General features: G+C 47.9%; 22 protein-coding genes. All 22 read right to left on the bottom strand.

Annotation, left to right across the window (positions count from 1 at the left end):
* Nucleotides 1–282: 282 nt before the first annotated feature.
* Complete coding sequence (lgt, locus tag PPHA_RS11400) at nucleotides 283–1,149, bottom strand: prolipoprotein diacylglyceryl transferase (RefSeq protein ID WP_012508975.1); 867 nt, start codon at nucleotides 1,147–1,149, stop codon at nucleotides 283–285.
* Nucleotides 1,150–1,222: 73 nt separating this feature from the next.
* Nucleotides 1,223–2,278, bottom strand: coding sequence for a uroporphyrinogen-III C-methyltransferase (gene cobA / locus PPHA_RS11405; protein WP_012508976.1), 1,056 nt, complete (start codon nucleotides 2,276–2,278; stop codon nucleotides 1,223–1,225).
* Nucleotides 2,279–2,308: 30 nt separating this feature from the next.
* On the bottom strand, nucleotides 2,309–2,758 hold the full coding sequence (locus PPHA_RS11410; protein WP_012508977.1) for a precorrin-2 dehydrogenase/sirohydrochlorin ferrochelatase family protein: 450 nt from the start codon (nucleotides 2,756–2,758) through the stop codon (nucleotides 2,309–2,311).
* Nucleotides 2,759–2,807: 49 nt separating this feature from the next.
* Nucleotides 2,808–2,939, bottom strand: a complete 132-nt coding sequence (locus PPHA_RS16580; RefSeq protein WP_012508978.1) for a hypothetical protein — start codon at nucleotides 2,937–2,939, stop codon at nucleotides 2,808–2,810.
* Entirely contained in the window at nucleotides 2,929–4,005 is a 1,077-nt protein-coding gene (gene nrfD / locus PPHA_RS11415) for an NrfD/PsrC family molybdoenzyme membrane anchor subunit (protein WP_012508979.1), read from the bottom strand. Before nrfD ends, PPHA_RS16580 begins: the two co-directional genes overlap by 11 nt.
* 9 nt (nucleotides 4,006–4,014) lie before the next feature.
* Nucleotides 4,015–4,791: a sulfate reduction electron transfer complex DsrMKJOP subunit DsrO gene (gene dsrO / locus PPHA_RS11420; protein WP_012508980.1), complete on the bottom strand. Its 777-nt coding sequence runs from the start codon at nucleotides 4,789–4,791 to the stop codon at nucleotides 4,015–4,017.
* On the bottom strand, nucleotides 4,791–5,177 hold the full coding sequence (dsrJ, locus tag PPHA_RS11425) for a sulfate reduction electron transfer complex DsrMKJOP subunit DsrJ (RefSeq protein ID WP_223293908.1): 387 nt from the start codon (nucleotides 5,175–5,177) through the stop codon (nucleotides 4,791–4,793). Before dsrJ ends, dsrO begins: the two co-directional genes overlap by 1 nt.
* Nucleotides 5,164–6,816, bottom strand: coding sequence for a sulfate reduction electron transfer complex DsrMKJOP subunit DsrK (gene dsrK, locus PPHA_RS11430; protein ID WP_012508982.1), 1,653 nt, complete (start codon nucleotides 6,814–6,816; stop codon nucleotides 5,164–5,166). Before dsrK ends, dsrJ begins: the two co-directional genes overlap by 14 nt.
* Before the next feature lie 2 nt (nucleotides 6,817–6,818).
* The gene (dsrM, locus tag PPHA_RS11435) at nucleotides 6,819–7,814 is read right to left on the bottom strand and encodes a sulfate reduction electron transfer complex DsrMKJOP subunit DsrM (RefSeq protein ID WP_012508983.1); all 996 of its coding nucleotides are present in this window, start codon (nucleotides 7,812–7,814) and stop codon (nucleotides 6,819–6,821) included.
* Nucleotides 7,811–8,281 (bottom strand): RsbRD N-terminal domain-containing protein, encoded by a 471-nt coding sequence (locus PPHA_RS11440; protein WP_012508984.1) that lies wholly within the window; start codon nucleotides 8,279–8,281, stop codon nucleotides 7,811–7,813. Before PPHA_RS11440 ends, dsrM begins: the two co-directional genes overlap by 4 nt.
* Nucleotides 8,282–8,325: 44 nt before the next feature.
* Complete coding sequence (gene tusB / locus PPHA_RS11445) at nucleotides 8,326–8,619, bottom strand: sulfurtransferase complex subunit TusB (protein WP_012508985.1); 294 nt, start codon at nucleotides 8,617–8,619, stop codon at nucleotides 8,326–8,328.
* A 35-nt stretch (nucleotides 8,620–8,654) separates the two neighbouring features.
* On the bottom strand, nucleotides 8,655–9,044 hold the full coding sequence (gene tusC, locus PPHA_RS11450; protein ID WP_012508986.1) for a sulfurtransferase complex subunit TusC: 390 nt from the start codon (nucleotides 9,042–9,044) through the stop codon (nucleotides 8,655–8,657).
* A 4-nt stretch (nucleotides 9,045–9,048) separates the two neighbouring features.
* Nucleotides 9,049–9,408: a sulfurtransferase complex subunit TusD gene (gene tusD, locus PPHA_RS11455; RefSeq protein WP_012508987.1), complete on the bottom strand. Its 360-nt coding sequence runs from the start codon at nucleotides 9,406–9,408 to the stop codon at nucleotides 9,049–9,051.
* A gap of 47 nt (nucleotides 9,409–9,455) precedes the next feature.
* On the bottom strand, nucleotides 9,456–9,833 hold the full coding sequence (locus PPHA_RS11460) for a hypothetical protein (protein WP_012508988.1): 378 nt from the start codon (nucleotides 9,831–9,833) through the stop codon (nucleotides 9,456–9,458).
* Between the two features lie 47 nt (nucleotides 9,834–9,880).
* Nucleotides 9,881–11,617 carry an NAD(P)-binding protein gene (locus PPHA_RS11465; protein WP_012508989.1) on the bottom strand — a complete coding sequence of 579 codons (1,737 nt, stop codon included), beginning with the start codon at nucleotides 11,615–11,617 and terminating at the stop codon, nucleotides 9,881–9,883.
* Nucleotides 11,618–11,632: 15 nt separating this feature from the next.
* The gene (dsrB, locus tag PPHA_RS11470) at nucleotides 11,633–12,712 is read right to left on the bottom strand and encodes a dissimilatory-type sulfite reductase subunit beta (protein WP_012508990.1); all 1,080 of its coding nucleotides are present in this window, start codon (nucleotides 12,710–12,712) and stop codon (nucleotides 11,633–11,635) included.
* 88 nt (nucleotides 12,713–12,800) lie between these two features.
* Nucleotides 12,801–14,054 carry a dissimilatory-type sulfite reductase subunit alpha gene (gene dsrA / locus PPHA_RS11475; RefSeq protein ID WP_012508991.1) on the bottom strand — a complete coding sequence of 418 codons (1,254 nt, stop codon included), beginning with the start codon at nucleotides 14,052–14,054 and terminating at the stop codon, nucleotides 12,801–12,803.
* Between the two features lie 55 nt (nucleotides 14,055–14,109).
* Nucleotides 14,110–14,445, bottom strand: a complete 336-nt coding sequence (locus PPHA_RS11480) for a TusE/DsrC/DsvC family sulfur relay protein (RefSeq protein ID WP_012508992.1) — start codon at nucleotides 14,443–14,445, stop codon at nucleotides 14,110–14,112.
* 231 nt (nucleotides 14,446–14,676) lie between these two features.
* Nucleotides 14,677–16,071, bottom strand: coding sequence for a cobyrinate a,c-diamide synthase (locus tag PPHA_RS11485; protein WP_041526545.1), 1,395 nt, complete (start codon nucleotides 16,069–16,071; stop codon nucleotides 14,677–14,679).
* A 106-nt stretch (nucleotides 16,072–16,177) separates the two neighbouring features.
* A complete protein-coding gene (locus tag PPHA_RS11490) occupies nucleotides 16,178–16,411 on the bottom strand; it encodes a sulfurtransferase TusA family protein (RefSeq protein WP_012508994.1) in 234 nt (77 codons plus the stop codon).
* Nucleotides 16,412–16,469: 58 nt separating this feature from the next.
* The gene (locus tag PPHA_RS11495) at nucleotides 16,470–16,937 is read right to left on the bottom strand and encodes a rhodanese-like domain-containing protein (RefSeq protein WP_012508995.1); all 468 of its coding nucleotides are present in this window, start codon (nucleotides 16,935–16,937) and stop codon (nucleotides 16,470–16,472) included.
* Between the two features lie 95 nt (nucleotides 16,938–17,032).
* Nucleotides 17,033–17,542 (bottom strand): sulfur carrier protein DsrE2, encoded by a 510-nt coding sequence (gene dsrE2, locus PPHA_RS11500; RefSeq protein WP_012508996.1) that lies wholly within the window; start codon nucleotides 17,540–17,542, stop codon nucleotides 17,033–17,035.
* Nucleotides 17,543–17,604 lie beyond the last annotated feature (62 nt).

A 17,604-nucleotide genomic window follows, 5' to 3' on the forward strand; every position in this document is an offset into this window, starting at 1 on the left:
AAACAAAAGCTGAACAGAGCACCAACACGCACCGCAGATCAGCGCTGGATTTACAGATGTGGAGAACATACCATTTATTTTGGGCAATAAAAAAGTGCCCGCCCGCGGCCTCGCTGGCGACTTTGTTCTCTCTCTTCCGCTGTGTATCGTTTTTTCAGAGATCTCTTCTTTGCACCAATCTGAGAACATTTTTCGTCATTAACAGGAACGGCAGCCCGCTCATCACTGTCGTTCCAAAGAATATTGTCACCCTGCAGCAGTGAACATGGCTCCCGTGCTCTTTCAGTATCGGCGATTGACGAATAACGAAATACCTGATGAAATGATAACCTTGAACAACAGGGCAAGGCCTGCGATCATCATGACACAGCAGAGGAGCTGACCCATGGAAAAGTTGAGAAAAACGAAGCCGAGCTGAATATCGGGCTCACGAAAAAACTCGATAAAAAAGCGAACAAATCCATAGCCAAAAAGGTATATCCCGGAAAGCGAACCCGGCAACGGCAATTTTTTTCGGAGTGTCCAGAGAAGCACAAAGAGCAGGATTCCCTCAAAAAATGCTTCATAGAGCTGCGAAGGATGGCGAAGTTCACTGGTGGGTGCAGAGGGGAAATACATGCCAATGGCTGCCTCCGTTACTCTGCCATAGAGTTCACCGTTGATAAAGTTTCCGATCCTCCCAAAGGTATAACCAAGCGGAATGGAGGGAATAAAAAGGTCGAGCGTTTGCAGAAAAGCTCTTTTTTGTGACCTTGCAAACAACCACATGGAGAGCATGACTCCAAGAAGTCCGCCATGATAGGACATACCGGTTATACCTGTAAAACGATAACCCTCGGCAGTTGCGGCAAAAGGAAGAAGCGTGCCGACGGGATCGGCAAGAAAGCTGTGCAGTCCGTAAAACAAAATGTAGCCGATCTTGCCACCGAGAACGACACCGGCCATAGCCCAGGTGAGGGCATCGCCGATGAATGGGGGATCAAAAGGGAGTTTTTCCGAGGAAAGACGATAACGAGTAAGCAGAAAAACAACGCCAAAAGCAATGATGTACATCATTCCATACCAGCGAAGAGGGAAATTACCGAGTGAGAAGAGAACCGGATCCATTTGCGATGGCAAATGCTGCCACCAGACGGTAAAGTTATCCATATAAACGGTTTTGAGATAAACGTTAAGAGGTCGTGACAGCAATTTCGGTCAAGGGGATCAAGAGTGATCCTGTTCAGACACTGAGCAGCTTCCTGTACTCGGCATAGATTTCCTGATCAGCCGCTGTTACCCTGATCCCTTGCGGCATGTTCTGGTAATGCTCTTTAAAATCCCGGACACAGGCTGTTGAGGAAAAGTAGACCTCATCAATGAAGTCAAGATCCGGGATCTCATCCTGCAAGCCATGATGAACGGATAGCAGCGGACTCTCCCCGATGCTCTCTGCTCCCTCAACCGGCTTGCATGGAAAATGCACGACCAGATAGGCGTCACTCCCATACATGGCACAATCCCCGCCCATAACGAGCACTTTTTGCTTTTTGGAAAACCAGTTCTCCCGGACAAACTGGTTGATCGTCTCGCCAACAATAAGCAGTGCCGGTGAATAAACCGCCTTCTCACTTTTTCTCAATTCACCGAGAGTTCCCGTAACAACTTTCTGGTTGTAACGTGTTGCATTCTGAACAATGGCAACCATGGTACCCTCACTCCGGCCCTTTGCAGCGACAGCATCAAGCACATCATGCACGGTCGATGCTACCATGTAGTAAACAAGGGTATCAGCATCCGGAACCTGGATTTTATTGACCGGGTGACCCGTACAAAAAGCAACAGAAGAGGAGACCTTTCTCATGGTCAGTGGAATTTCAGTGTACGCACTTGCGCCATGTGCGGCTGTAATACCGGGAATGATTTCATAGCCTATTCCGTGTTGCCTTAATACGTCGATCTCTTCGCCTCCACGACCAAAAATAAAGGGATCTCCACCCTTTAATCGGCAGACTGTTTTGCCTTGCAGGGCATGATGAATGATCTCTGCATTAATGGCATCCTGCTCAAAATGATGGCAGTCCTTTCTTTTGCCTGTGTAAATTTTCAGGGCATCAAACAGGGCGACAAGTTCAATGCTCACCAGATCATCATAGAGAATGACATCTGCTGTATGGAGAACTCTCTCAGCCTTTATGGTCAGTAATTCCGGATCACCAGGACCCGCGCCAATGATGTAGACGTACCCTCTTTTTTGAGGTTCAGCAACAGTGATACTGCTCTCTTCTCTTGATTTCATTACCTCGCCCTTCTGTCGATTATGATTTGTTTACAAATGAGCCTGTTCCAGCATGGATTTTATGATCTCCCGCCATTCTACAGACTTTTTAACATTTTCTCCATTGGAAGAGATGGCAATGGTCATCTCATCTTTTTTAATGACCGCCGGGGAGATAAAATCAGACAACTCCCTGTTATCGACAACATTGACCAAAATTCCACATTCAGCGGCATCCTGCTTGATCACCCTGTTCAACTCAAGATTGTTCGTACATGCATAGACGAGAAAAAAACCGGCAAGATCCGATTTTTCATACTCTTTATAGATCTCTTCAAATCCTGAACCTTTTAAATCCTCATGAATTTCAGGAGCAACAAGCGTAATGTTCCGTGAATACTGTTCAACCGTCTTTATTTTGTGCATGGCGATTTTACCGCCTCCCACAAAAAGAATTTTCTTGTCATCAATCCTGACGTTAATCGGCAAAAAAACTTTCATGGTTCCTCATATTTGACTGCTTGAGAAAAAAGATACGAACAACTCTCCCTCAGGATGCCCGCCTGCACTCCTGCTTGACAAGGGCAAGCCCTGCATCATGTTCTTTGCGGAGAAAGGTTATGTTTCTTCGACTGGAGAGAGAAGAGTCAGAGAGAACGATGAAATCCCGTTCATCGTTCATTTACCGCTTTGACAGAAACAGTCACCTTGAGAAGCATGGTAAAAAGAAGCAGACCAAAAGAGCAGACTCCAAGCGTGATGGAAAGTTCTGTTGATGTGGGAGTATAGGCTGCGATTCCACCCATTGGCGCATGAAGCAGGGCGACACTTTTTTCCATCCAGATGGCCAGCACCACTCCCGCAGCGGCGGCAGCAAGCCAATTGGTGGAACTGATCAATTTTGGTGCCAGCAATACCGCAATCGACGCTATCCCCAAAAGGAGTGAGAGGAGGAGAATGGGGGCCGCCTGACTTGTGCAGATAAAACAATTGATGCCCGAAAAAAGGAAATTGAGCGATCCTGCATAGACAAGGAACAGAACAAGCTGACTGGTTACCTCCTTTCCCGCATCAAAGGCGGCTGTTCTTTTCAGAATCAGCACAATCAGCAACAGCAGCGCTGAGCCGGCGGCAAAGGCAGAGAGAAGAAAACGGGGTGCAAGTAACGAAAGTGTGCCGGAATCAACCGGAAACGTTGATGAGGAGAGTCCCGTAACAACAGGAATGCTGATTGCAAAAGGAATGGAGAGGTAATTGAGGGATTTGACCCAGGTCGCTGCCGGAACATCCTTTCGTTCAGCGCCAAGAGTGGCCCAACTGCTTGCAAGGTTGATGAAAAGAAAAGCATTCAACAGGAGAAAAGCCCAGGAATAGAGTGAATGCGGAGTTGCATAGCGCAACAGATCGAAGATAAGATGCGGCTTGCCCATGTCAACAAACAAAAAAAGGAGGGCGGTCGCCGCTGCTGAAACTGCAAGAAATTGGGCAATGACCGCAATTTTTCCCAGTGGCTTGTAATCATGGAGGAAAAAAGGCAGCATCACCAAAACAGAGGAGGCTGAGAGGGCCGCCATAAAGGAGTATTGCATGAAGGAGAGCCCCAAACTGGCATCCACTCCCAGCCCGGTTACAGAAAGACCGAGTCGCATCTGCTGAGCATAGGCGGAGATGCCAAATGCAATAACCGACAGAAGGGAGATAATCCATATCCAGTAAGGTCGGTTTCCTTTCAAGGCTTTCTCAATCATGGGAAGTCATTAGATGATGTAAAAAACTGAAGGGAGTGTTCCCAGTTCAGGTTTTCTTTGCATGGTCTGATTGCTTGCAAGAAGCTTGCGAATCCCGGACTCGGGATCATTAAGGTCACCAAAAATCAGTGTTTTTTCAGGACACGCTTCAACACAGGCGGGCAAAGCCCCCTTCAGCAGACGTTCGGAACAGAAGTTGCACTTTTCGGCAACCCCCATCTCCCTTGTTGGATAACTCTCACTGATTGCCTTGAGGGCTGGCCTCGGTTCTCTCCAGTTAAAGCTGACAGCTCCATAGGGGCAGGATGCCATACAGGAACGGCAACCAATACAACGGTGATAATCAAATGCGACAATACCATCATTGCGTTTGAATACTGCCTCGGTCGGACATGAACGGACACAGGGTGGCTCGGCACAATGATTGCAAAGCGATGGAATGGTTCTGTTGCCTCTCTCTTTATCGGCAAACTCCTGGGGAGCCGTTGGAAAGAGTGTGCTGTACGGGCTTTTCTCTATCCACTTGATTTCATGCCGTGAATGGCCGAAGTCGGGGACATTATGGCTTTTGTGGCAGGCATCAACACACTTTTGACACCCTTCCCTGCATGTTCGCATATCAATCAGCATACCCCAGCGGGTAGTGCCGGTGCTCTTCCTGTCAGAGAAAACGGACGCATCCGTCTGTTCCATCGGTATATGCAGAAAAAGACCTGAAGCAGCTCCAATGCCTGCAAGGATTCCTGCTCCGGTTTTCTTGATAAATCCTCTTCTCTCTTCGTTCATCACGGTTTTTCTAAAGGGGATTGATGACAATTCCAGCAATTCGGCTTGGCGTCGGCATACATATGGCAGCTTATGCAAAAATATCGGTTTGTTCCATGACAGCCAAGACAGGTATCCAGACTCTTCTGAAATTTTCTGCCGTCGGGGGTAACATAAGGATGACTATCCCGAGCGCCGGTACGACGCCAATTGTCAAGAACCTGCATGTGACTGTTCCGCATATACTCCGTTGGGGCAATACAGACGGTACTGTCGATCGGGGCCGATGCAACGGCGTGCACCGAAACATTTTCCGCGTTTACGGTTGGCCGGAAAATCCAGAGTGCCGCAAGAATGAAAAGGGCCAGCACGGCAAAAAGAACTCTCTGATCTCTATTCATCATCATCCTCCTCCCCTTCGAAACCTGCCATAGGACTCTCCCTCAGGTCACTGCTTCTCTTTTTCTCCCCTTCCATGACAAGGGCGTTGCCTACCAGTTCGTGAAGACCATATACCGAAACTCCGGGGTTCCAGTATTTCATCAGTGTGGGAAGGCTGGCCCGGTCAATGGCACAGATGGTAACCAGGGTGTTTACATTATATTTTTCCTTGACCTGTTTGACTGCGCTCGCTCTTGGAAAACCTCCCCGCATCCTGATATCCATGAACTCTTCTGCATTCAGGCCACTTCCGGAACCACAACAGAAGGTCTGTTCCCTGATGGTATTTTCAGCCATTTCATGAAAAGTATTGCAGACGTTCCGCAGAACAGAGCGAGGCTCTTCAAACATACCCATGCCTCTTGCGACATTGCAGGAATCATGAAAGGTTGTGCGAAGATGATCGTTACGTTTCGGATCGAGCTTGAGTTTTTTATGATGAATCAAGTCAGCGGTAAACTCAGCAATATGCACCATTTTGGTCGCTGCAGCATTATGGAATTTTGTACCGGTGATTGGCGAAACCGGCACCTGGAGAAAATCTGCCGGACCGTTCATGGTACCCATATATTGATGCACCACACGCCACATGTGACCGCATTCACCCCCAAGAATCCATTTAACACCAAGTCGCTTCGCCTCATGGTACATTTTTGCGTTCAGCTTTTTCATCATCTCGTTGGAGGCAAACATGCCGAAATTACCTCCCTCCGATGCGTAGGTGCTGATGGTATAGTCGAGCCCGATGTGATGAAAAAGAAGCAGGTAACCCATCATGGTATAGACGCCGGGATCGCCGAAAACATCGCCGGATGGTGTTACAAAGAGGACTTCTGCACCCTTGCGATTAAAGGTGGGGTTTACTTTAACACCCGTGAGATCCTCGATATCTTCGACGAGAGACTTGATATTCTGCACGAAGGTGTGCGGTTCAATGCCGAGATGGTTCCCTGTGCGATTGCAATTGGAAACGGGAGCAAGAAGCCAGTTGTTGTTGACGCCGATCAGGTTCAGAAGTTCACGGCCCATCATCGTGATTTCGGCTGTATCAATGCCCATGGGGCAAAAAACAGAACAACGGCGGCACTCGGTACACTGATTGAAATACATGTGCCACTCTTTGATCACCTCAACCGTAAGCTTTCTTGATCCGGAAAAACCTTTCAGGATTTTCTCGGCCAGCGGAAAATCGTTACGATAGACCGAACGAATAAGCTCAGCCCTTAAAACCGGCATGTTTTTGGGATCTCCGGTACCAAGAAAAAAATGGCACTTGTCGGCACAGGCCCCGCAACGCACACAGGTGTCAAGAAATAGCTTGAAGGAGCGGAAGCGCTTCAGACGGCTTTTCAGCCCATCCCTGACGGTCTTCTCCCATCCTATGGGCAATTTCCAGTCTTCGTCTGTTGCCGCCCATTTGCGCGGATTTGCAAAACCGAGATCTTCGAGTATCTCCGGCTTGGCAGCAAAGCACCAGTTCCCGTCACGGAACTCAACGGGCAAATCCCACCACTCCTTGCCGGAATAGTCCTCCTTGAGAAGGGCTGGTTTTTTCTTTTCAAACTCCTGCTTGAGTTCGGACTGTTTTGTGACGTATTTAGACATAGTTATTGCTTTTCAACCGGTAGACCCGCTTTTTTCATTTTGTCCCGGAACTCATCCTCATACTCGGAATAGCTCCTGAATTTAATGTCAGGATTCCATGGATTGATGTGCCTTTTCTCCCTGCTGTTGTTACAGAGGTTGCGTGTCGGGCTTAAAAAGATTCCTCCCATATGCATGAGCTTGCTGAACGGAAAATAGATCGCCAGCATACACACCAGAAAAAGGTGCACTGAAAAGAGCATCCCGGTTTCACCAGGAAGAGTAAAATCAAAATCCATGAGCAACAACATCTGATCCTTTACCGGCATCACGTTAATTTTGGTAACATAGCGCATGAGCATCCCTGCAAGCGCAATGGCCATGATCAAAAAGAGCGGGAAAAAATCAGTCGGCAGCGAAATCAGACGCAGCTTGGCATCGCTCAACCTGCGGAAAACAAGAAACGTGATGGCGGCAAGAACAAGTGCATCAGTGAGATAAAATGCCGGAAGCGTAATATCGAAGAATCGATCAGCATTTTCAAGAACATCAGCAAACCCCGGAATGGTAGCAAAAAAGAACTTGGTATGCCGCAGAACAATAACCAGCAGCGACCAGTGAAACAACAGGCCTCCAAGCCATAACCATTTGGTTGAACCATAGGCAAGTTTCGGTCCTGCGTGCAGTTCTGCTTTCGTGTTCCTGAAAAGGGAGCGAAAAAGCAGCACTTCACCCAATACCCTGACAACTACCTGCCAAAGGTGTGACGGACTTTCAAATTTCTCCTGCCTGATCCAGTCAAGGGATTTTTCCTGTCCGCAGGTTGTGGGAATACGAAAAGGAACAGGCCTTATAAACCAGTTAACCAGGCGCAGAAGGAAACCGCCGATCAGTATCGTCAGAGAGGCAAGAGGAATGACAACAGCGAAAAGATATGCCTGTCCTAAATATTTGATACCGACATAGGGAATGAGGCAAAGAACGCCGACCATGACGAGGGGCATAATTACTTTTTTCATCCTTCAGCCCTCCGTAACTGCATAAAATGGTGACGTTTGTTCTCATCGACCTTAAGCTGTGCAATTTTTTCACGATGCATCATATAACAGTCAAATGCCTGAAGGGTGATCTCTTCAAGGCGGCACTGCAATGCATCCAGCTCACCCTGTTTCAACGATTTTTTCTGACCTCCTCTCACAGAGATCTCCTGAATCATTCTTTTCAGTTCAAAAAAAAGCGACAACGACCTTGAAGGCGGCAAATCCTGAACGGCAAGAATCCTTGAAACCTGTACCAGAGCTTCCGTGAGGAGCTCGCTGTTTTTTTCACAATGATCGAGAACCATCTCAAGAGCTTCCGAAAAAGCCTCCGCAACGGGTGAATGCGGAGCCATTTTTCCGGAAAATAACAGCAACTCACGCTTCACCCAGCCGTCAAGAATCTCCTTCCTGTTTTCCTGAAGCAGTTTAGCCCATTCTATAGTCATAAGGCACGGTAATAACGGTTTTCAAAGCTTGCCATACCCGCTTGTCAGAGCCAGTTGTTTACCTGGTGTTCCTCAACCAGTCCAACAAAACCCTCATAATCGATTAAGCCAATCCCACTGATAACATCCTCAATACCCCTTGCACTCAGGTCTGGCTGAAGGGCAAAGAGTGGATTATTTTTCTGAATCGTTTCAATCATCGGAGAAAACCTGTTGCCTGCCTGAACGGCATAAACAGCATCCTCAATGAAAAGAACAGGATCACCCGGCGCAAGAAACCTGAAGCAGGTCTCCATCGTGCAGGTTTCAAAAGGAGATTTGTTAATGGTATGTAGCATAGTAACGGATAATGTTTTATAAGTTCAGGGAGTGTTCAGTGATGAATAATGACATCCTGTTCTTTCATCAACATGCCGATCTCTTCAGCATTCATCACCTCGACATCAACAAGCAGGTCATCTTCACTCAGTCCCCTCTCTTCAAGTGAGTGCTGATCGACATAGAGTTTTTCTACATCATATCCATCAAGAGCCATGAAGGTGCGCGAAAAACCCTTGATACCGATAGCCGTTGTATCCTGACCTTTTTTAAGGGCATAGACCCCGTCACCAATGAAGACAACCGAGAGGTCTTGCTCATAGGCGGCCATGATCAGAATCATCTCCAGTCCCTCATACGTATAGATCGTGCCATGTGGCGCATGACGCAACACATGCATGATTTTTTTTACATTCTCGTTTCCCTCTAATTCCATGCTTCCCATAATTTTAGTCTCCAAAGGTTACCAGGCGGTCGTTACGGATGGCAATGTCGGTGAGCGTTCCAAGTCCGGTAATTAATCCTCCCTTAATGAGAAGATCATCATTTATTCCCCGACGTTTTGATGCCGCTATACAGGCAAGGATCTCGACGCCATGCTCCAGGCTTAATGCACTCCAGCGGGCGGCAATATTACGGTCATCCTGGGGTGGATCCATAAGCTTCGTAACATTGGTGACCCCATCATTGTAGAGAAATACAGCATCAACTGTATGTCCTTTTTTTATGGCTGCAGCGGCAAACTTGTACGCTGTATCTGATGCCTGATGGTTGTATGGCCCTTCTTTGAGCAGGATTCCTATTTTCACCCTATCTCCTTTCTTTTTTTAATGTTATAAACAAGTAACGACGCTGGTCACACAACCTGTTTCTCCGCCATGTCCTGCTTCAGGGCTTCATACAAAGGAGCCCAGGTAGCGGAGCTGGCAGCAAAAGGTTTCTCGATATACTGCGACAGATAGAGCGCATCGGCAGCGGCCTGCAGATTACCCTCTTTCAGGGCTGCCAATGCCTTTCTGCCGGCAACAGCAGTATCGTTTCCTGTCAGCAGAACCTGTTGCCAGTAATTCACAGCCTCATCGCGGTAAACAAAATTCCGGGGAAGAGCCTGGGCCTGTTTGAGAGTTGAAACCTCAATATTGTTTGGTCCAAACGTAACAGGCCACCCCTTCTCTGCCCAACTTCCGGAGTATGCAATTGCTTCCTGCACCTGATGGATTAAATCATCGTACATAACGTTGTTGCCTCCTTGATTTTCATGATTGTCTCTCACAAAAAGAGTCAAAGACCTTCTCCCATTCCCATCTGAATGTAACCGGAGGGACACACCAGTGCACAGATATGGCACCCGACACATTTTGAATAATTGGTATAGACCACCTCGCCAACAGGGTTATCCCTGAAACGGGTGACCGCCTCCTGGGGACAGAAAGAGAGACACTGTTTACAGTCAAAACAGAGTCCACAACTCATGCAACGCGCAGATTCCTGCTCGGCCTGCTCCTTTGTCAAAGCCTGAAGCAGCTCATCATGGTTGCCAACGACCTCTTCAAGTTCAACACTCTCTCTTTTGAGTTGATCAGAATGTTCAAAGTAAAGAATATCCTGTTTCTGTACCTTTGTCACCTCCTGATACCCCTGGTCGGAAAGCGCTTCACCTTTCAGGAAGGCATCAATCGAATTTGCAGCCTTGCGCCCATGACCGACCGCCGTCGTAATCAAATCAACGCGTATGGCATCGCCTCCACCAAAAACTTTTTCCTTTCCGGAAAGACGAAAATAACGATCAACCTTGAGCCAGGGACGGCCCTCTGTAACGCTTTCAAAACCTCGCATATCGGTTGTCTGTCCAATTGCAGCAACAACCATATCGGCCTCAAGCTGGAAGCTCTCTTCGGTATTGCGATAACGGAAAAAAGGTATCGGTGAATTCCATCCCTCCTCCCCTTTTACCTTTTTGATCATTCTGGAGCAAAACAACCCGCTCACGGCGTTGTCGGCAACAAGAACTTCGAGTGCGCCTGTTGTATAGTGAATTTGGGCGCCTTCCCTCACGGCATCATCAAACTCATCTGAAAAACAGGCCATCTCCTCCCTTGGCACTCCTGAAATCACAATGGCTTCCGAACCAAGACGGAGGGCCAGGCGGGCCACATCCATGGCTACGTTACCGTCACCGATAACAACCACCTTTTTACCAATTGAGATTGCATCTCCCTCGACCTCATATTTGGTCAGAAAGTCAATAGCGTTTGTCGCTCCCGCAGTATCGGCAAATCCTGGTATCGGCAATCCACGACCGACCTGGGCGCCAACTCCCATGAAAACGGCATCGTACTCTTTTTCCAGCTCCTCAAAAGAGATATCTCTTCCGACGCGAACCCCCATTTTTGTTTCGACACCAAGCTTTATGATGCGCTGTATCTCGGTTTCAAGAACTTTCCTGTCGACGCGATAGCCCATAATACCGTAGAGAACCATGCCACCAAGTTTTTCATTAGCATCGTAAATCGTTACGGCATGACCTTTTCGACGCAACTGATAGGCTGCGGAAAGCCCTGCAGGACCACCTCCGATAACCGCAACCCGTTTGCCGGTGTCGGACCCTGGAGCGGGAAGTTCAAGACCCGTTTCAATACCATAATTACCAATTGCCTGCTCAACAGCATTGATTCCAACACTTTCATCATGGTACTGACGATTACAGGCGCTTTCACAGGGATGCGGGCATATCCGGCCCATAACAGCAGGGAATGGATTGGCCTGAACCAACAGTTCCCATGCCGCTTTCCACGCATCATCAGATTTGTCAACACCCTTAAGCAGACGGTGATAGCCACGGATATCCTCTCCTGCCGGGCATTCAGCCGTGCATGGAGGAAGTTGCCGGACATACACAGGGCATTTATGACTATGATCTCCAAAAGCGACAATCTTGTCAACTCCCGTCAGTTCACTGAACGCAGGAAATTGGTAATTTATCGCAAAATCAAGATATGGATTTGATTCTACCTTCATGAATTTCTCCTTTATCTAAAAGCGAACATGAGCCGACTGATTGAACGTGCTTCTTGCATGACGGTAACTGTCAATCATGTCCTCATCAAAGGTAAGCCCGGTCTCTTCAAAAAAACGTTTCCAGCCAATCCGGTTAATCCATTCACCCACTCTTTCCCAGGGACGCCCGCCCTCTTTGTAAGCAGAAAGAATTTTACCGACCGCCTCAGTGACCTCAGGCCAACGGGGTGGATTATTCGGCAGATTATGGGCAACTATACTCATTGTTGATGGCTTTGATCGGGCATTGCTGTTTTTCCCGCCGACCCAGATTGCAAATTTGGAATGTTCCGGGTGGTTGATCTCCATGGAAGGACAGGCGCCAAAGCAGGCTCCGCAGCAAATACACTTGGCCTCATCAACCATCAGTGAGCGTTTGCCATTGACCATGGTCGGGCGTATGGCTGCAACCGGACAACGGGTAACGGCTTTTGGCAACTCACAAATCATCGACAGGTTATCGTGATTAATACGCGGCGGACGCGTGTGCTTCACAACGACCGCAATATCTGCCTGGCCACCACAGTTTATCGAACAGCAGGAGGTAGAGAGACGCACCTTGTTAGGCATCTCCATATGGCGGAACTCATGATAGAGAGAGTCCATCATTGATTTGACGACACCGGATGCATCGGTTGCCGGAATATCGCAATGAAGCCAACCTTGTGTATGAGAAACAGAAGAGACGCATGAGCCGGTTCCCCCAACAGGAAAACCCATCTCTTCAAGTTCCTTGATCATCAACTCAACATTTTCTTGCCGGGGTGTGAGGAACTCAACATTGTTCCGTATCGTGAAACGGAAATAGCCATCACAATATTTATCGGCAATATCACAAAGCCTGCGAACCATATCGACGGTATCCTGACGGGGAGTTCCCGCCCGAACGGTATAGATGGCATCGCCGCTTTCGGCCACATGCTTCAAAACGCCGGGTTTTGGAATTTCATGATATTTCCACTTTCCGTAGTTTTTCCGAACAACGGGATGGAGTGCCTCCTCATAACTGTGAGGCCCCGACTCAACGGTTTTCCACTTTTTTTCAGGACTGCTCATAAAATAGTATCCTTCCTTTGGGGCAGTTTACTGCCTTTTTATAGAGAATTGAATTTTTCGGCGCTTCAGCCGCAGCCAACCGGAATTATCAGTATTTCGCCTTGAAGTATGGATTATCACGCGGCCTTGTCACCATATTGATATCCACATCCATGCCCACACCCTCAAGAAACTGCTTGAGACCGACACGCTCAATGGTTTCACCAATTCTTTCGTGATCCAGTCCGTTATCATCCCACCAGTCGATAATTTGCTCTGTCAGCTCTGTAAACGCTTCAAGATCCTCTTCGCTCTCCATTTTCATGAACGGGACAATCATCGACCCCATATTGACACCGACCTTGAGGGTATTTTTGCCACCCATCAAAAGAGAGATACCCCGCTCCTTGCCGGGAGAAAGCGCTTTTGGCATAGCATTCAGGCAATGCATGCAACGCACGCAATCCCTGCTGTCGATAACCATCTCACCCTCTTTGAGCGCGATTGCCTTGGTTGGACAGAGATTGATAACCTGGTTAACAAGAGCGTCGATACCTTTCTCTGCAATCCATGCCTTTACCTCATCAGGCTCAACCTGAATGGCATCTTTCCATGTACCAATGACAGCCAGATCGGAACGCATGATCGAATTTGTGCAATCATTGGGGCATCCGGAGAACTTGAATTTGATTTTATAGTTCCACTCAGGACGATGAAGGGCTCCAACGAAATGCTTCAGAAGTTTCAAATGCACTTCAAGGTTGTTATAACAGGCATTTTCACAACGGGCTTGACCAATACAGGAAACCGCTGTACGCATACCCGCACCAGCGCCACCAAGATCCCATCCTGCCTGGTTCAGCTCATCGAAGCAAGCCTGAACCTTGTCCTGTTCAATTCCCTGCAGCATGATATCACCGGTCTGACCATGCAAGGCTATCACACCACTGCCATACTTCTCCCAGATATCACAAAGCTGACGCATCATGGTTGTGTTGTAGTGCAACCCTGGCGCAGGCTGAATACGCATGGTATGGAATTCGGTAGCCTCCGGAAATTTGTCTTTAATCATTGAATAACGAGTGATGACACCGGCGCCATATCCATCAACAGTAACAAGACCGCCTTTCCAGTAGCCCATCTTGGTGTTGTAGGAGTATTCAAGCTGATCCATCACACCCCGGAGCATTGGCTTCCGGGTTCTTTCGGCAAGTTCCTTGAAACCGCTGATAAAACTCGGCCAAGGACCTTTTTCCAATTCGTCAAGCATGGGTGTCGGGTGCAGAAATTGTTCATTCCCTGCCAGACCGGCATCATTGCCATTATTTACCTCTTGTGAAGCAGCATCTTTAGCACCTTCCATTAGTAACCTCCTTTGATTCACAGTAAATTCGGGTCAGCAACAAGCTTTCCGTCTCTTAAACGCAACCCGTGGGCTTTGGTAGTCCTGCAACCTTACAAGCCTGCAGACCCGGACCTTTCGGAAAGAGGCCATAGAGGAATTCAGAAGCAGCTTTTTTGTCCATATTATTTTCAGCAGCAATAGCCTTGGTAAGCACCTTGACAGCAGGAGCGATCTGATACTCATCATAATAACGACGGAGAAACCTTACAATATTCCAATGCTCTTCGGTCATGTCGATCTCCTCTCCTTCTGCCAATATCTTCGCGAGATCCTCCGACCAATCATCAAGGTTAATCAGATAACCGTTCTCATCAGTTTCATAACAGACGCCATTAAACTCAATTCCCATGGTTCTCTCCTTCAGTGATATTTTATAAAAAAACTATTTTCCCCTTCTCTTGATCACGAACAACAAAAAGCGTGCTTCGTGTAAAACAAGCACTTAACGCAACGGTATGGGTACATGATCATATAGTGATGTATGCTAACAGTTTGTCACTAATTTTCCAAACGAAGCAAGAATATTTCGGGATAAAAATCCGTTTTTTTTATGCTGATTTTGAGGTGGCCTTCACCCCTCTCAACGGCCGCTCTCCTTGAATGCTGATGCCAGAGAGAGAAACGTTTCAGCCCACTCCGGATTACCGATAACATGCAGGTGCGCAAACGATGCAAAAAGATTACGATAAAGAACCCCGTCACTCTCTCCGGTTATTCCGCTTCCCCGCGTAACATCAAACTGATAGGAACAGCCAGCGGGCGGCATAACAGGCCTTGCATAATGAAACTCATGAGCCCTGATCTGCGTACCCTTTCGAAACCAGGGGGAGTCCGTCCTGCTCCTGAGATCAAGATATCCATGCCCTGCAGGATGACGGGCAAAACCGATATCAATGGGCAGAATACCGGCAAGGGAGACCGTTTTCCCTCCATAAGAGGCATTCCGGCAAAGATAGATCAACCCTCCACACTCTGCATAAAGCGGCATACCAGCTTCCACCCGTTCGCGCACATCCCTCAAAAGTCCCCTGTTGGCGCTTAAAACATCAAAAAAAAGTTCCGGGAAGCCTCCCCCCAGATAGAGCGCATCAAGATCCGGCAAAGAACGCTCCTCCAGAGAGTTGATAAAAACCAGATCCGCTCCATTGTTCTTCAGTGCATCAAGGTTGTCAGGATAGTAAAATGAGAAGGCTGCGTCCAGGAATACGCCTATCCTCGCTCTTCCTGTACACCTCTTCCCAAAACAGTCAACCTTCCCCATCAGCATCGGTGGCGCCTGATAAAAAAGCGATTGAATTGCCTTCATGTCACAATAATGCGCTATCCGATCTGCTGCACCCCGAATAAACCTTTCGGCATCAGTAATCTCTCCGACTGTTGTCAGTCCAAGATGGCGTTCAGGAATAACCAGTTCCTTGTCATATGGAAGTGCACCCAACACGGGTACGTTGCAGTACTGCTCAATCGCTGCTTTCTGTTTTTCACCCTGACGTGAACTTGTTACCTGATTCAAGATCACACCGGCAATATGCACCTTCGGCGGCATTGCCTGCATACCCAGAACAAGCGCGGCGATCCCCCTGTTCATTTTTCTGCTGTCAACGACAAGCAAGACCGGTGTATCAAGCAATTGGGCAAGCCCGGCGCTACTGTCGGAACCATCGAGAGAGAGACCATCATGCAACCCATGATTACCTTCAACAAGAGCAAGGCAGTTCTCCCCAATACAACTCTTCCCCTGAAAAGAGGCAAGGCACCCGGCCCTCCCCATCAGGTAGGGATCAAGATTATAGCATTCGTTGCCGGAAGCAAGTTTATGCCACATTGGATCGATATAGTCCGGCCCCTTCTTGAAACTCCTGACAGAGACTCCCTGCGCTGAGAGATACGACGAAATACCGAGGCTGAGCATGGTCTTGCCGGCACTCTTGTGTGGAGCCGAAATCATCAAACGTGGCAAGTTTTCCAAATGCATTTCATCCCCTTGCGGCCCTCTAAAGAAGGACTCATGTTTAACCAGCTTCTTTATAAGACAGAACCAATCAACAAAACAAGAGAGTTACGCTCTTCTCATCCTCAGCTTATTTCTTCCTGATCATGAAGGTATGCACATTTGAGGCCTCGGTATGAGAAACAAGCTCATGACCGGTACGCTTTGCCCATGAAGCCATATCATTGACTGAACCAGGATCGGTAGCGGTCATTTTCAGTATCTCGCCACTGTTCAGTGAATCAATAGCTTTTTTTGTTTTCAGAATCGGCAGGGGACAATTCAGCCCTTCGCAATTCAGCTCGATGTTTGCAGTTTCACTCATATCAATGCTCCTGATTCTATATTGTTAGATCTCTTTTATTCCAATGCAAAACACACTTCTAAACCCCTGGTGACCGTTGATCGGCGCGAAGCTTTGCCATAAAGTAATCGTCTGCTTCTGCAGGCTCAACCATGCTCCCGGCACTGCTCCAGAGAGGTTCTTCATAATCATTCCACCCCCTCAATCCCGTCCGCAACGAAACCGCATGTTCATAACCAAGCAACTGCATGGAGTGCACCGCAAGAACACTGCGATACCCTGAACGGCAAACCACGATAATCTCCCGCATTCTGGCTTTAACCAGTTCCGGCACAGTTTCCTCATAATCCCATTCACAGGCAGATTCAAGAATACCCCTCGGAACATTTACAGACTCTCTGATATGCAGAAGAGCAAACTCATAAGGCTCACGTACATCAAGAATCAGCAAATCAGGATTCTCTCCAATGCGCTCAACCAGATCCCAGGGCATAATCTCTTTGACCCCAGGCAAACAGTTCCGAACAAGATCAAGATAACGCAACATATCTTTCTGTGGTCAGTTACCGTTACTCACTGCGGAGAGGCGTTTGGCGATTCAACACGCTGCGCACCGCCTTGACAGAATGCGTTCCTTTTTTTTCAGATAAAAAGCGAGATATTGGCATCGGCAGCATACTCGAGAAAAGTGGCCGCTCCACCATACTCAACACCATCAATAAACTGCTCCTTTTCAAATCCAAAAACCTCCATGGTCATCTGGCAGGCAATGAATCGAACACCAAACTCCTGACACATGCCCCTGAGTTGCTCAATTGTGGCAACACCTTTCTTTTTGAAGGTCTCCTTCATCAGCATGGTCGCCATGTTATCAAAACCGGGAACATTACCGGAAATGATGTTCGGCACCGGCCAGTTAAAAGACTGAAACTCCTTGCTGCCGAAGGGCATTTTCATGGGCATGGCAGGATTACTGTGAGGAGAGACCTTGGCGTCGATCTCTTTTTTCAGCAACGGCAGCCCATAAAAGGTAAAGAAAATAACCGCTTCCATATCCATGGCCGCAGCAGTTGAAGCAAGAATGAAGGGAGGATATGCCCAGTCAAGTGAGCCCTGTGATGCAATGATTGCAAGTTTTTTTGTGTCAGCCATGCTTATTCTCCTTGATTACGCTTTCCTGAAATTAATTACCTGTATTTAGCGAGATCTCTTCT

The sequence above is a fragment of the Pelodictyon phaeoclathratiforme BU-1 genome, from assembly GCF_000020645.1.
GTDB classification, from domain to species: domain Bacteria; phylum Bacteroidota; class Chlorobiia; order Chlorobiales; family Chlorobiaceae; genus Chlorobium; species Chlorobium phaeoclathratiforme.

Coding starts and splice junctions, on each gene's coding strand:
- lgt (WP_012508975.1), bottom strand. CDS start 1,149: ATGGATAACTTTACCGTCTGGTGGCAGCATTTGCCATCGCAAATGGAT.
- cobA (WP_012508976.1), bottom strand. CDS start 2,278: ATGAAATCAAGAGAAGAGAGCAGTATCACTGTTGCTGAACCTCAAAAA.
- PPHA_RS11410 (WP_012508977.1), bottom strand. CDS start 2,758: ATGAAAGTTTTTTTGCCGATTAACGTCAGGATTGATGACAAGAAAATT.
- PPHA_RS16580 (WP_012508978.1), bottom strand. CDS start 2,939: ATGAACGATGAACGGGATTTCATCGTTCTCTCTGACTCTTCTCTCTCC.
- nrfD (WP_012508979.1), bottom strand. CDS start 4,005: ATGATTGAGAAAGCCTTGAAAGGAAACCGACCTTACTGGATATGGATT.
- dsrO (WP_012508980.1), bottom strand. CDS start 4,791: ATGAACGAAGAGAGAAGAGGATTTATCAAGAAAACCGGAGCAGGAATC.
- dsrJ (WP_223293908.1), bottom strand. CDS start 5,177: ATGATGATGAATAGAGATCAGAGAGTTCTTTTTGCCGTGCTGGCCCTT.
- dsrK (WP_012508982.1), bottom strand. CDS start 6,816: ATGTCTAAATACGTCACAAAACAGTCCGAACTCAAGCAGGAGTTTGAA.
- dsrM (WP_012508983.1), bottom strand. CDS start 7,814: ATGAAAAAAGTAATTATGCCCCTCGTCATGGTCGGCGTTCTTTGCCTC.
- PPHA_RS11440 (WP_012508984.1), bottom strand. CDS start 8,281: ATGACTATAGAATGGGCTAAACTGCTTCAGGAAAACAGGAAGGAGATT.
- tusB (WP_012508985.1), bottom strand. CDS start 8,619: ATGCTACATACCATTAACAAATCTCCTTTTGAAACCTGCACGATGGAG.
- tusC (WP_012508986.1), bottom strand. CDS start 9,044: ATGGGAAGCATGGAATTAGAGGGAAACGAGAATGTAAAAAAAATCATG.
- PPHA_RS11460 (WP_012508988.1), bottom strand. CDS start 9,833: ATGTACGATGATTTAATCCATCAGGTGCAGGAAGCAATTGCATACTCC.
- PPHA_RS11465 (WP_012508989.1), bottom strand. CDS start 11,617: ATGAAGGTAGAATCAAATCCATATCTTGATTTTGCGATAAATTACCAA.
- dsrB (WP_012508990.1), bottom strand. CDS start 12,712: ATGAGCAGTCCTGAAAAAAAGTGGAAAACCGTTGAGTCGGGGCCTCAC.
- dsrA (WP_012508991.1), bottom strand. CDS start 14,054: ATGGAAGGTGCTAAAGATGCTGCTTCACAAGAGGTAAATAATGGCAAT.
- PPHA_RS11480 (WP_012508992.1), bottom strand. CDS start 14,445: ATGGGAATTGAGTTTAATGGCGTCTGTTATGAAACTGATGAGAACGGT.
- PPHA_RS11485 (WP_041526545.1), bottom strand. CDS start 16,071: ATGCATTTGGAAAACTTGCCACGTTTGATGATTTCGGCTCCACACAAG.
- PPHA_RS11490 (WP_012508994.1), bottom strand. CDS start 16,411: ATGAGTGAAACTGCAAACATCGAGCTGAATTGCGAAGGGCTGAATTGT.
- PPHA_RS11495 (WP_012508995.1), bottom strand. CDS start 16,937: ATGTTGCGTTATCTTGATCTTGTTCGGAACTGTTTGCCTGGGGTCAAA.
- dsrE2 (WP_012508996.1), bottom strand. CDS start 17,542: ATGGCTGACACAAAAAAACTTGCAATCATTGCATCACAGGGCTCACTT.